The sequence below is a fragment of the Aurantiacibacter sp. KMU-128 genome (assembly GCF_056933515.1).
Map to the genome: position 1 here is coordinate 2,429,012 of NZ_JBXORT010000001.1, position 13,134 is coordinate 2,442,145.

At 62.9% G+C, this 13,134-nt stretch carries 12 protein-coding genes; 8 read left to right on the top strand and 4 right to left on the bottom strand.

Annotation, left to right across the window (positions count from 1 at the left end; all coding sequences use genetic code 11):
* Window positions 1–26 precede the first annotated feature (26 nt).
* The 3 genes from ahpF to ACS0VV_RS11900 all read left to right on the top strand — a co-directional run bounded on the left by ahpF (window position 27) and on the right by ACS0VV_RS11900 (window position 4,824).
* Window positions 27–1,628, top strand: coding sequence for an alkyl hydroperoxide reductase subunit F (gene ahpF, locus ACS0VV_RS11890; protein ID WP_483532909.1), 1,602 nt, complete (start codon window positions 27–29; stop codon window positions 1,626–1,628).
* A 217-nt stretch (window positions 1,629–1,845) separates the two neighbouring features.
* Window positions 1,846–4,029 carry a catalase/peroxidase HPI gene (gene katG / locus ACS0VV_RS11895; RefSeq protein ID WP_483532910.1) on the top strand — a complete coding sequence of 728 codons (2,184 nt, stop codon included), beginning with the start codon at window positions 1,846–1,848 and terminating at the stop codon, window positions 4,027–4,029.
* Window positions 4,030–4,188: 159 nt separating this feature from the next.
* Window positions 4,189–4,824, top strand: a complete 636-nt coding sequence (locus tag ACS0VV_RS11900; RefSeq protein WP_483532911.1) for a Pr6Pr family membrane protein — start codon at window positions 4,189–4,191, stop codon at window positions 4,822–4,824.
* Here ACS0VV_RS11900 and ACS0VV_RS11905 read toward each other — a convergent pair.
* Window positions 4,821–5,633: a LytTR family DNA-binding domain-containing protein gene (locus tag ACS0VV_RS11905; protein WP_483532912.1), complete on the bottom strand. Its 813-nt coding sequence runs from the start codon at window positions 5,631–5,633 to the stop codon at window positions 4,821–4,823. The genes ACS0VV_RS11900 and ACS0VV_RS11905 overlap by 4 nt on opposite strands.
* Before the next feature lie 156 nt (window positions 5,634–5,789).
* Here ACS0VV_RS11905 and ACS0VV_RS11910 point away from each other — a divergent pair, with 156 nt between their 5' ends.
* On the top strand, window positions 5,790–6,344 hold the full coding sequence (locus ACS0VV_RS11910; RefSeq protein ID WP_483532913.1) for a DUF2306 domain-containing protein: 555 nt from the start codon (window positions 5,790–5,792) through the stop codon (window positions 6,342–6,344).
* 9 nt (window positions 6,345–6,353) lie between these two features.
* On the opposite strand, the gene ACS0VV_RS11915 is transcribed toward ACS0VV_RS11910, so the two are convergent.
* Genes ACS0VV_RS11915 through ACS0VV_RS11925 form a run of 3 tightly spaced genes read right to left on the bottom strand, consistent with a single transcriptional unit; the run spans window position 6,354 to window position 8,781 of the window.
* Window positions 6,354–6,923 carry a Smr/MutS family protein gene (locus ACS0VV_RS11915; protein ID WP_483532914.1) on the bottom strand — a complete coding sequence of 190 codons (570 nt, stop codon included), beginning with the start codon at window positions 6,921–6,923 and terminating at the stop codon, window positions 6,354–6,356.
* Complete coding sequence (gene mltA, locus ACS0VV_RS11920) at window positions 6,920–8,119, bottom strand: murein transglycosylase A (RefSeq protein ID WP_483533544.1); 1,200 nt, start codon at window positions 8,117–8,119, stop codon at window positions 6,920–6,922. Before mltA ends, ACS0VV_RS11915 begins: the two co-directional genes overlap by 4 nt.
* On the bottom strand, window positions 8,119–8,781 hold the full coding sequence (locus ACS0VV_RS11925; RefSeq protein WP_483532915.1) for a Tim44/TimA family putative adaptor protein: 663 nt from the start codon (window positions 8,779–8,781) through the stop codon (window positions 8,119–8,121). Before ACS0VV_RS11925 ends, mltA begins: the two co-directional genes overlap by 1 nt.
* A 276-nt stretch (window positions 8,782–9,057) precedes the next feature.
* Between ACS0VV_RS11925 and secB the strand changes: the two genes are divergently transcribed.
* The 4 genes from secB (at window position 9,058) to ACS0VV_RS11945 (ending at window position 13,131) form a co-directional block, all read left to right on the top strand.
* Complete coding sequence (gene secB, locus ACS0VV_RS11930) at window positions 9,058–9,579, top strand: protein-export chaperone SecB (protein WP_483532916.1); 522 nt, start codon at window positions 9,058–9,060, stop codon at window positions 9,577–9,579.
* A 30-nt stretch (window positions 9,580–9,609) separates the two neighbouring features.
* Window positions 9,610–11,214 carry a murein biosynthesis integral membrane protein MurJ gene (gene murJ, locus ACS0VV_RS11935; RefSeq protein WP_483532917.1) on the top strand — a complete coding sequence of 535 codons (1,605 nt, stop codon included), beginning with the start codon at window positions 9,610–9,612 and terminating at the stop codon, window positions 11,212–11,214.
* A 17-nt stretch (window positions 11,215–11,231) separates the two neighbouring features.
* Window positions 11,232–12,251 carry a tryptophan--tRNA ligase gene (trpS, locus tag ACS0VV_RS11940; protein ID WP_483533545.1) on the top strand — a complete coding sequence of 340 codons (1,020 nt, stop codon included), beginning with the start codon at window positions 11,232–11,234 and terminating at the stop codon, window positions 12,249–12,251.
* Between the two features lie 169 nt (window positions 12,252–12,420).
* Complete coding sequence (locus tag ACS0VV_RS11945) at window positions 12,421–13,131, top strand: DUF4136 domain-containing protein (RefSeq protein WP_483532918.1); 711 nt, start codon at window positions 12,421–12,423, stop codon at window positions 13,129–13,131.
* The last annotated feature ends 3 nt before the right edge of the window (window positions 13,132–13,134 follow it).

Sequence of the window (13,134 nt, forward strand, 5' to 3'; positions counted from 1 at the left end):
GCTCGCAATGACGAAGGGTTTGAACGATGCTAGACCAGAATCTCAAAGATCAGCTGAAGGCCTATCTCGCCAATTTGCGCGAGCCGATCGAGCTTGTCGCGTCCTTGGGCGAAGGCAAAAAATCGGACGAAACGCGCGCTTTGCTCGAAGCTATTGCGCAGCTTTCGGACAAGGTTTCCGCGAGCTTCGACGGTTACGATGCGCGCAAACCCAGTTTCGTCGTGCGGCGCGCCTCCGATACGACACGGCAGGTGCGCTTTGCAGGCCTGCCGATGGGGCATGAATTTACCTCGCTGGTGCTCGCACTGCTGTGGGCCGGGGGCCATCCGCCTAAGGTGTCGGACGAAGTGCTTGAGCAGATCCGCGCGCTCGACGGTGATTTCGCGTTCGAAATGTATTTCTCGCTCTCGTGCCACAATTGCCCCGACGTGGTGCAGGCATTGACGCTGATGGCGCTCGAAAACCCCCGCATTTCCGCAACTTTGATCGAAGGCGGGACGTTCCAGGACGAAGTCGAAACGCGCGGCGTGATGGCTGTGCCCGCGACCTTCCTTAACGGTGAAAGCTTCTTCAATGGCAAGATGACGCTCGAAGAAGTGCTCGCCAAGCTGGACAGCGGCGCAGACGCAAAGGCGGCGGAAAAGCTCTCCGCCAAGAAGCCGTTCGATGTGCTGGTGGTCGGTGGCGGCCCCGGCGGCGTGGCCTCGGCCATATACACCGCGCGCAAGGGCATCCGCACCGGCATCGCGGCGGAACGCTTCGGCGGGCAGCTCAACGATACGCTGGGAATCGAGAACCTGCCCGGCACCGAATATACCGAAGGACCCAAGCTGACCGGCGATCTCCAGCGGCAGGTGGACGCGCAGGAGAGCATCGACCTGATGAACCTTGCCACCGCCAAGCGTTTGATTCCGGCAGAAACAAAAGGTGGCTTCCACACCATCGAACTGGAAAATGGCGGGGTGCTGAAGGCACGGGCGCTGATCCTCTCGACTGGCGCTCGCTGGCGCACGCTCGGCGTGCCGGGCGAGGACGAATACCGCAACAAAGGCGTGGCCTATTGCCCGCATTGCGACGGCCCGCTGTTCAAGGGCAAGCGCGTTGCAGTGATCGGCGGCGGCAATTCGGGCGTCGAGGCGGCGATCGACCTTGCAGGCATTGTCGGCCATGTGACGGTTATCGAATTCGACGCCAAATTGCGCGCGGACAAGGTGCTGGTCGACAAGCTGGAGAGCCTTGCCAATGTCGAGATTCTGGTGAATGCGCAGACGACGCAGATCACCGGCGATGGCCGCAAAGTCTCTGGTTTGACGTATAAAAACCGCTCGACCGGCGCAGAGACCAATCTCGCGCTCGAAGGCGTGTTTGTGCAAATCGGACTTGTCCCGAACACCGAATGGCTGGAGGATTCAGGCGTCGATCTCAGCCACTATAACGAAGTGGTGGTGGACGCTGCGGGCAAGACCAACATCCCCGGCATTTTCGGCGCGGGCGATTGCACCACAGTGCCCTACAAGCAGATCGTCGTGGCGATGGGCGCAGGATCGAAAGCGGCGCTTTCCGCCTTCGACTACCTCATCCGAAACGAAGCTGCGCCGGAGGCTGCCAAGGTTCTCGAACCAGCCTAGCAATCGCTGCATAATCGGTTCAACCAGCCCGCCATCGGCCAATCCGGTGGCGGGTTTTTTGTTGTCCTACCGCTCCGGGCAAACGCCTCACCCCAATTCCACAAAATCCGATCAATCCATGCCAACTAATCGATTGGACTAATCAGCGGGAAACACGCATTCTCTCGGCCATTGAACGAACGACTCAATGTCGACCCAATCAAGAGAGGAACGAACGATGGACGCGAAGACAGGTTCAATTTCCGGCGGCTGCCCCTTCCATGGCGACGGCGGAATGCGCTCGCTGCTCGGCCGCACCAATAAGGACTGGTGGCCCGATGCGCTGCAACTCGAAATCCTTAAGGAAGGTGGCAAGTCGCCCGATCCGCTGGGTGAAGACTTTAACTACGCCGAGGCGTTCAACGCGCTCGACTATAACGCGCTGAAGGCAGACCTGACCGCGCTGATGACCGACAGCCAGGATTGGTGGCCGGCGGATTACGGCCATTACGGCCCGTTCTTCATCCGCATGGCGTGGCACGCTGCGGGCACCTATCGCACCGGCGACGGGCGCGGCGGTTCCTCCTCCGGCCAGCAGCGTTTTGCGCCGCTCAACTCGTGGCCGGATAACGGCAATCTCGACAAGGCGCGCCGCCTGCTGTGGCCGATCAAGCAGAAATACGGCAAGAATATCAGCTGGGCCGACCTGTTCATCCTGACCGGCAATGTCGCCATTGAAAGCATGGGCGGCCCGGTCTTCGGCTTTGGCGGCGGCCGTGCCGACGTTTACGAGCCCGAAACCGTCTATTGGGGCACTGAAGAACTGTGGGTCGACCAGGGCGTGCCCACCCGCATAAACCCCGACGAAGGCAAGGCGCTGGAAAACCCGCTCGCGGCGATCCAGATGGGCCTGATTTACGTCAATCCCGAAGGCCCGGGCGGCAATCCCGATCCGCTGCAATCGGCGCGCGATATGCGCGAAACCTTTGCTCGCATGGCGATGAATGACGAGGAAACCGTTGCCCTTACCGCCGGTGGCCACGCTTTCGGCAAAGCACATGGCGCCAAGCCGTCGGACACCTTCGGCGGCGCGCCGGAAAGCGAAGTGCTCGCCCTACAGGGCTTTGGCTGGCTCAATGACGAAGAAGAAATTGCTGCGGGCAATATCACCACCTCGGGCATCGAAGGCAGCTGGTCGAACAACCCGACTTCGTGGAGCCACGATTATTTCCGCCTGCTATTCAAATATGATTTTGAACTGGTGCGCAGCCCGGCCGGTGCGCAGCAATGGACGCCGATCAACCCCGATCCGGAAGACATGGCACCCGACGCGCGCGATCCCAACAAGCGCGTGCCGACCATGATGACCACCGCCGACATGGCGCTGAAGATGGACCCGGAATATCGCAAGATTTCCGAACGCTTCCTCGCCCATCCGGAGCAGCTGGACGATGCCTTCGCCCGCGCATGGTTCAAGCTGTGCCACCGCGATATGGGCCCCAAGGCCTGCTATCTCGGCCCCGAAGTCCCCGCCGAAGATTTGATCTGGCAGGACCCGGTACCCGCAGGCACCACCCCGTCGGATGCCGATGTCAGCGCGTTCAAATCGGCGGTGCTGGCCAGCGGCCTGACCGTCAGCGAACTGGTGAAGGCTGCATGGGCCTCGGCCTCGACCTTCCGCAATTCGGACCGTCGCGGCGGTGCCAATGGTGCCCGCGTCCGTCTCGCTCCGCAAAAGGACTGGGCGGCGAACGATCCCGAAGAGCTGGCCAAGGTCCTCGCCAAACTGGACGAGCTGCGCGGTTCGCTCAGCATGGCCGATGCCATCGTGCTCGCGGGTGCCGCAGCCATCGAGAAGGCAGCCAAGGATGGCGGCCACGATGTGAGCGTCAATGTGACCACCGGTCGCGGCGATGCGGGTGACGAGCATACCGATGCGGCAAGCTTCGAACCGCTCGAGCCTTTTGCCGATGGGTTCCGCAATTATCTGCGCACCAAGGCAAGCGTGAAGACCGAAGATATGCTGGTCGACAAGGCGCATCTGCTCGGCCTCAGCATTCCCGAAATGACCGCGCTGGTCGGCGGGATGCGCGTGCTCGGCGCGAACAGCGGCAACACGTCGCACGGCGTCTTCACCGACCGCGTCGGCACGCTGTCGAACGACTTCTTCAGCAACCTGCTTGACATGGGCACCAAGTGGACGGTGGTCGACGAAAGCGGCGACGAGGAATTTGTCGGCACCGACCGCAAGACGGGCGCGGAAAAGTATCGCGCGACGCGGACCGATCTCGTCTTCGGCTCCAACTCGCAGCTGCGCGCCATCGCCGAAGTCTATGCAGAAAATGGCGGGGAAAGCCGGTTCATTTCCACTTTCATCTCCGCATGGACGAAGGTAATGGACGCCGACCGATTCGATATCTGATATAGATATCAGATAGACAAACGCCTGGAGAGCTTGCCCCCCAAGCTACTTCGGGTCGCTGGAAGACCCTCACTGGCCCCCCCAGTGAGGGTCTTTTCCGTTCGGGGGGATTTTTGCGTCGCATCTTTCCCTTTGCCATCGCCGCGCTAGAAGCAGGCGATGAATCGCACCCGCTCCGCTCCTCCCCTCGCCCGCCTGTTCGCCGCGATTATCGGCATCGTCGCAATTGCCAGCATTGCGCTGCAAATCGGCCTTAATATGCGCGGTGGAGAGCCGATCGGCGACGTGGTCTGGGGAATGTTGCGCTTCTTCACCATTCTTACCAATCTGCTGGTGGCGGGCACCTTTGCCGCGATTGCCACCGGCAAGCCGGTTGCCCCGCGATGGTTGCTATGCATGGCATCCGCCATCGCCGGGGTGGGTATTGTCTATCACGTGGCGCTGGCCCCGCTGCTGGAACATGAAGGGTGGGAAATCGTCGCCGACCAGGGCGTGCACAGCGTGGTGCCGGTTCTTACCGTGCTGTGGTTTCTCGCCTGTGTTCCCAAAGGGGTGCTACGGTTGGCCCATGTCCCGATGGTGGTGATCTGGCCGACGCTCTACTGCGTCTACGCGCTGGTGCGCGGAAGCGTGGAGGGCGACTATCCCTATTTCTTTATCGACGCGAATACGCTCGGCATCGGCGAGTTGATAATCAACATTGCCGGGCTGACGGTGTTTTTCGCGCTGCTCGGCCTGCTGCTGGTGCTGGCGGTGAAAGCGCGCAGTTCGAATGAAAGCAGGGTTCCGGCCTAGAACCAGCCTGCCGCTTTCAGCGGGGTGATATTGGCACGGCTGACAGGCGCTTCGATCCCGTTGTCGAGCAGCAGGCGGATATTGCGCCCGTCACGCTTCACTTCGGCCACCGCGCCGCGCGCGACCCACCAGCTGCGATGCACTTGCTCGCCCGCAATCCCGTCCAGCTCCGCCACAGCATCGCGCATCCGCAGCAGCACCAGCTCGCTCCCCAACGCGGTATGCGCACGGACGTAGTGGTCTTCCATTTCGAGCGCGAGCAGGTCGCTGCCGAGTTCGGGGGGCAGACGGTCGAGGAATTTGACCGGTGCCGCATTGGTTACAGGCGCCTGCCGCTCAGCGGGCATGGCCGGCTCAGGCGCTTGCGGCGCGGGCACGGTTGCTCCGCCGCTGCGCTGGATCAGAGTGTTCACCAGCGTTATCAGCCCACCGATCACCACCACATAGGTGTAGTGCGTCAGTGCCAGCTCCAGCCCCGGCCACGCCCGGTTTCCCCGACCGTGCTGGATGAACCAGACGATCACCGCCATCGGTATCGAGGCCACGAACACGCCCGCCACTCGCAAGGCCCAAGCGGGCAATTGCAGTCGCGGCGCGAGCCTTTGTGCAACCGTGTCGATCGGCGCGTAGAGCGCGTAGCCGAGCAGCGCGAAGCCCGTCCACACAACAAGGCGCAGCGGCAGCGGATCGTTGAAACTGCCGAACGGCCCGATCAGCGCGAGCACCACGCCGATCATCACCATGATCGCCAGATCGACCAGCAGACGGCTGACGAAAGGCTTTTGGTGGCGGGGTGCAGGGGCGCTCATGGCGGCGAACCTAGCGCCCGTTCGCGCTTCGTAAAGTGGCATTCGCCCGTAAATCCGCGCTTTTCGCGAAGGGCGCGCGCCAAACACGCAGATGAAGTTGCCCGCAAACGGGCTTGGCTCATCACGGCTCTCACAGCTTCAACGGGAGACCGACACATGACCACTGCAACTGCCAATCCGATGCGCTTCTTCAACCCATGGTACCGGCCTGCCGGTGCTCTTGATCTCGGCCCGCTCATTCGCGGGCTGGTGATCGTCTCGGGCACGCTGATGACCGCCATTTGCCTGCTCGCGATCAGCCGCGCGGCGCTCGGCCTGTCGGGCGATCTGCCGCATTTCCGGCACTTCATGATCATGTTTCATATAAGCACCGTGCTGCCTTGCGTACCGCTCGGCCTCTATCTGCTGCTAGCGCCAAAGGGCACACCGATGCACAAGCAATTGGGCAAATTGTGGGTCGCACTGATGGTGATTACCGCGCTCAGCACCATCTTCCTGCGTCCGAATATGGAGCTGACATGGATCCATATCTTCGTGCCGATCACGCTGCGCGGCGCCTATCTGGTCATCGCCAAAGCGCGGGCGGGCGACATCAAGGGCCACCGCAACGAGATTGTCGGGCTTTACCTCGGCGCGCTGATGATCCCCGGCGTGTGGGCCTTCGCCATCGAGGGCCGGATGATGAATGCGATGCTGCTGGGCTGGGGGTGAGCGACAAACCTAACGCCGCCGTTTGAGCACGATATAGAGCGCACCCTCGCCCCCGTGGCGGCGGTGCGCTTTGCGGATCGCGGCGATGTCGGAGGCGTGCTGGCCTGCCGCCAGCCAGTCGAGGATTTTCGCGCGGATCGCGCCGCGCCGCTCGCTACGGTCGGCGGCATCGACGGGGCGGGACTTGCCGGTCACCACCAGCACCAGCCGCGCGCCCATTGCCTTCGCTTGGGTCAAACCATCATTCAGCCGGTCATAGGCCTGGTCGAGCGTGTGGCCGTGCAGGTCGAGCGAGAAATCCGGCTCGGTCGAAGGGCGCGAGAGGCGGCGTTCCCAGTGGGAATCGAGGCCGTGCGGTGCCTTTGTGTGCAGATGGGCGGGTTGATGCACGGTGCGCGGTTTTTCGCGCAGACTGCCCGGCACACTGGCTTGGCGCGGCTTGGTGACAGGCTCTGCCGCTACGCCACTGCGCGTCGCCACCGGCTGGGCGGTCTTGCGCGGATCGAGCGGACGCACCGTGCTCGCCACCTTTTCCCATAGCGCGGCCTCTTCCGGCGAAAGGCCTTTGGGATGGGTCATCGCGCCAGACGCTGCGCCGCCGCGTTGGGGAGCAGGATCACCGCCTGCCCGCGCCCGCTCATGCCGCCTGCTATCTCGCGCGCATCCTCGCCCGCGCCCCAGAAGGTGTCAAAGCGGTTGGCCCCGCGGATCGCGCCGCCGGTATCCTGCGCGATCCACAATCCGTTGGCGACCGTGCGGTCGAGATCGAGCAGCACCGGCGCACCATACGGCACAAAGCGCGGATCGACCGCGACCGAGCTTTCGCGCACCACCGGCACGCCGATGGAGCCCAAAGGCCCCTCTCCCTGCAGCACAGTGAAGAACACCCAGCTTTCATTCTCGCGCATGATCGCGCGGCCTTCTTCGGGGAAGTCGCGCAGATACTGGATGATGCCCTGCATACTGGTCGCGTAGACGGTGTTACCGCCGATCAGGCCGCGTTCGCGCATCAGCGCGCCGATGCCGGTATAGCCGTGGCCGTTCTGCCCGGCATAGCCAATGCGGATCACTTCACCGCTGCGGGCATCGACCAATCGCCCGGAGCCCTGGATTTGCAGGAAGAAGAACTCGATGGCGTCGGCGGCATAGCCGATGACGGGCGCATTGCCGTCCAGCGCGCCGTCCTCGATCTCGGCACGGGTGTAATACTCGACGCAGCGGCCATCAGCCGTGCGGCGGCTGAGCGGTGCGCGGCCGGTCTGCTCGCTTTCAGGCGTGCCGTCGCGCCAGCAGCGTTCCAAATCGGCGGGCACGCCATAAACTGGCACATCGCTGACCGACCGGCGGGTGCGGCTGCCGGCGATCTCTGGTTCGAAATAGCCGGTGGCGAAGGCAGCCCCATCGCCCACGCGCACGGGGGTGAAATAGGTTTCGAAGAAAGCGGGCGCGTTGGTGTTGGCCCAGCCATTGGCGGCCTCGCACGGCGCGGTCCAGTCGGAAAGCTGCGTCAGGCCCGACACATCCTCGCGCGATGTGGCCACGCGGCAGGAGGTGCGAAAGGCGATCAGTGCATCGCGCGCATCGCCGCTATCGAGCGCGCCCAGACTGGCGGGCGCTAACGTGGTGATGCCCAATTGCGCCGCGCTGCTGGCAGCGGGCGGGGGCGTGCTTTCGACTTCGCTCGCTTCAGGAATGATCGGCCCGCAGGCGGCTACCAGCAACAATGTGCTCGCAGCGACAATGCGGCGCCACGGTTTCCCGCCGCCTGCCTGCATCACGCGACGTCGGTTTCGTCGAGCAGCCAGTTCGGATCACTGCTGCGCACATCGCGGCTGAACGTCCAGATATCGCGGCTCTCAATAGCATCGTCGAGCGAACCGGCGATCACATTGCCGTTCTTGTCGCGGGTGACGCTGGCAATATCGGCAACAAACCGCACGGCGATGCGTGCCACCTTGCCATCGAGCACAGCCGAATGCACCGTTTCGTCCTCGATCCGGATCAGCTTGTTGTCGAGCATGTAGCCAGCGGCCTCGCGCTCTTCGATAGCGGCGACGAAGCTGCGATAGACATCATCGTCGCACAATGCCTTCAGCTCGTCCTTGTCGCCGCGCCAGAACGCTTCAAGGATCACTTCATACGCGCCCTTCGCACCAGCAAGGAAAGGCAGCAGGTCAAAGCTGCGGTCGGCAGAGGAAATATCGCGCAAACCTTCTTCGATGGCGGGCGAGAATCCGGCGAGCGCGCGGTCATTGCGCGGCGTTTCCACCAGCTTGGGACGTTCGGCCAGAGCCTCTTCCTGCTGCTGGCGGGCCTGTTCCAACCGCGAGCTGATCGCTTCCTCCTCATGCTCCGCCTTGCGGCCCAGCACCGAATACAGCCGCATCCCCAGAAACGCGGCGATCATGGCGAGGATGACGATTTGCCAGATAATCATGCGATAAACTTCCCAACTTCTCCCGCAAATGCTGCCGGAAAAACGCTCCGGCGCGGGCTCTTGCATTAACAATGAACCAGATAGTGTCTGATAGCAAATGAACAACCACGGCTTAAGGGTTCGTGTATGGCGCAAAAACATCAATTCGTCGTATATGGCGACCTGTGCAGCGAGACATTGCGGCGCGCCACCAAGGGTGATAGGCGCGCGGGCGATTGATAACAGGCCGCGTGGCAGACGCGCGGCGCATGTAACACCAGACGAAAGAAGTGTATTATGGCCGATGAAGGCGACGTTCTCACCGATCTCGACGCAGCCCCGCAGGCAAATGGCGCGGACAACCAACCGGTGGCCGGGATCATCTCGCAATATGTGAAGGATCTCTCGGTCGAGAACCCCAAGGCGCCCGACAGCTTCCAGTGGCGCGACAAGCAGGAAATGGACGTCCAGTTCAATATCGGCGCGCGCAAGGTGAATGACGAGCTGCACGAAGTGGAGCTGAAAGTCACCGCCACCAGCAAGACCAGCCAGGGCACCGCCTATATCGTCGATCTTGCCTATTGCGGCCTCATCGGCATCCGCAACCTGCCCGAAGAGCAGACGCATATGTTCCTTTATGCAGAGGCTCCGCGCATCCTCTTCCCCTTCGCCCGCCGGGTGATTTCGGATGCGGTGCGCGATGCCGGTTTTGCTCCGCTGATGCTCGATCCGATCGACTTCAACGGTCTGTATTTCCAGCAATTGCAGGCCAAGCGCGCGCAGGAAGCCGCGGCGGCTCCGGCGGGCGGCGAGGCCTGATCGCCTACTGACCGCCCGGGCGGCACCGCAATGAGCCTCCTCAAAAACGTCGGCACAATCGGCTCGCTGACCATGGTGAGCCGCATCGCCGGAATGGCGCGCGAGATGATTTTCTCGCGCGTCCTCGGCGCGAACAATGTCACCGATGCGTGGTTCCAAGCCTTTATCATCCCGAACGTCTTCCGGCGGCTGTTCGCCGAGGGCGCGTTTTCGGCGGCCTTTGTGCCGATGTTTTCCAAGCGTTTGCACGGAGACGGCGGGCTGGAGGGTGCACGCAGCTTTTCCGACGATGTGCTGAGCGTCTTCTTGCCGGTGCTGATCGCGCTATGCGCGGTGATGATGCTCGCCATGCCATGGGTCATCACCCTGCTCGGCGATGGCGATGCGGAGCCTGCCAACTTCGCGATGGAAGTCGCCTTCGCGCGCATCATGTTCCCTTACATTCTGCTCGTCAGTCTGGTGACCCTGTTCACCGGAATGCTCAATTCGGTGAGCCGTTTTGCGCCCGGCGCGAGCTTCCCGATCATCCTCAACCTCGTCCTTATCGCCTCGCTGCTGCTGGGCGACCGGGCGATGGCGACGATGGGCTGGAGCGTTGAACAGGTCGGTTATATGCAGGCCTGGGCGGTGACGGTGGGCGGGGTGATCCAGCTCGTCTGGCTGTATATCTGGACGCGGGTGGAAGGCTTTCGCCCGCGCCTCATATGGCCGCGCATCACGCCCGAGGTGAAACGCCTTTCGATCATCGCACTGCCCGCTGCGATTGGCGGCGGCGCGTACCAGATCAACACGCTGGTGCAGCTCTATTTCCTCAACCAGTTCGATGCCGGTTCGGTGAGCTATATGAATTATGCCGACCGGCTGAACCAGTTGCCGCTCGGCATTATCGGCATCGCGCTGTCGACCGCGATCCTGCCGACGCTTTCCAGATTCATCGGCGCGGGCAACAAGGAAGGCACCGACCGCATCCAGTCCGACGCGATCGAGCTTGCCATGCTGCTCACCATTCCCGCCGCCGTTGCGCTGGCGGTTTGCGCGGTGCCGTTTGTGACGATGATTTTCCAGGGCGGGCGCTTCAGTCTGGAGCAGGCGGAGCTGACAGGACAGGTGCTCGCCATGCTGGTGCTGGGCCTGCCCGCCTATGTGCTGGTAAAAGTGCTCGTCCCCAATTTTTACGCCCGCGCCGATACGCGCACGCCGGTGGTCGCGGCCTTTATCTCGCTGATCGTGTTTGTGAGCCTGTGCATCGCCAATACGGGGCTCGACCTTGGCCCGCTGCGCTTTGCCGGCGCAGGATATGGCGTTCCCGGCATTGCCTTTGCGAGCGTAGTGGGCGCGTGGATCAATGTGGCATACCTCTACAGCGTGCTCGCCGCGCGCGGGTTCTACACCGTCCCGTTGCAGCTGCTGGGCCGCGTCGCCCGGCAGTTGGTCGCCGCCGCCGCGATGGGCGCCGCCTTGTTCTATGCGCGCGATTTGCTTACGGGCTGGTACGATGCGGGGCTGTTCGCACGGGTGGGCGCGCTGCTCGTGCTCGTCGGCTGTTCGGCGGTGGTCTATTTCGGCGTGGCCTTTGCCATCGGCGCGATAGACCGGCAGCGCATCCGCGCCCTGACCAAAAAGAGTGAAGTGTAATTCCCATGTCTTCCACGTTGACCGTCGTTTCCGGCATCCAGCCCACGGGTAAGCCGCATCTGGGCAATTACTTGGGCGCGATCCGCAATTATGTGAAATTGCAGGATCAGGCGCACGCGAACGGCGGCAAGTGCTTTATCTTCCTTGCCGATCTGCACGCCATCTCCATGCCGCACGTGCCCGCCGAACTGCACGCGAGCACGCTGGAAATGGTCGCCACGCTGGTCGCCTGCGGGCTCGATCCCGACAAGTCGGTGCTGTTCAACCAGGCGCAGGTTCCGGCGCACGCCGAACTGCAATGGCTGCTGATGGGCACGGCGCGGATGGGTTGGCTCAACCGCATGACGCAGTGGAAGGACAAGGCGGGCAAGAACCGTGAAGGCCAGTCGGTCGCTTTGTTCGGCTATCCGGTGCTGCAGGCCGCCGATGTGCTGCTCTACCAGGCGACCCATGTTCCGGTGGGCGAAGACCAGAAACAGCATCTGGAGCTGGCGCGCGATATTGCGCAAAAGTTCAACAATGATTTCGCCTCGGAAGACGCGCCCGTCTTTACCCTGCCCGAGCCGTATATCCCCGAGGAAGCCGCGCGGATCATGTCCCTGCGCGATGGCTCGCGGAAAATGAGCAAGTCCGAGCCTTCGGATATGAGCCGCATCAACCTGACCGATACGGCTGATGAAATGGCGACCAAGATCAAGAAGGCGAAGACCGATCCCGAACCACTGCCGAGCGAAGTGGCGGGCCTCGAAACCCGCGCCGAAGCGGCGAACCTCGTCGGCATCTACGCCGCGCTTGCAGGCACCAGCCAGCAGGCGGTGCTGGATGAGTTCGGCGGACAGGGCTTCGGTGCGTTCAAGCCTGCGATGGCAGAGCTAGTCGTGAGCGTCCTCGGCCCGATCCGCGACCGTTTCGTCGAGCTGAAAGACGACCGTGAAGCGCTGGACGCGATCCTCGCGCGCGGCGCGGCGCAGGCCCGCGAAGCCAGCCGCCCGACGCTCGACTCGGCCTATGCCGCGCTGGGGCTGGTGCGAGGGTAAGTCCCTCCGTCCGACCAGCCCGAACAAAGCACTGGTTTTACAGTGTTTTGCATTTCGCGGTTCAAGCCCAGTTCAGCCCGCCCTTGCTATTGCACGGGTCATCGTCAAATATTCCGAGCGCCGGAGTGGGGGCCGCGCGCCTGCACCTGCTGATCGAAAGAGACGTGTTATGACCGGGACTTCCTTCACCAAATTCGCCGCAGCCGCCGCGCTCGCGCTGTCTGTAGCCGCCTGCGCCACCCCTTTCCGCGCCGATGTGTCGCGCTTTGAAAGCCAGCTGCCCGCGCCGCAGGGGCAGAGCTTCTACGTCCTCGCCGATGATCCGGCGCTCGCGGGCGGGCTTGAGTTTTCGCTCTATGCCGACCGAGTCGAGGAAGAGATGGCCGCGCTGGGTTACACGCAAGCCGCCTCGCCCGAAGAGGCAACGCTGCTGGTGCGCTTCGATTACGGCGTGGATGACGGACGCGAGCGCGTCCGCTCCTCCGGCTTCGGCTATGGCTACCGCGATCCGTTCTATCGCGGCTGGTACGATTACCCGCGCCGCGTCGCATTCCGCGACCGTCAGGGCCGCCTGCGCGTTGCCTTTGTGCCGGGCCGCAGCTGGGGCTATGGCTGGCACGATCCGTTCTTCGGACCCGGCACCGATGTGCGCAGCTACACCGTCTTCACCAGCAGGATCGAGCTGAAGATTGACGATGCGGCGACGGGTGAACGCCTGTTCGAAGGCAGCGCCGAGGCCGCCTCGACTTCCAACCGCCTGCAATATCTGGTGCCCAATCTGGTGGAAGCGATGTTCACCGACTTCCCCGGCAATTCGGGCGAAACGGTGCGCATTTCAATCGCGCCCGAAGACCAGCCGGTGCGGCGGGACGAGCGGTAGGGG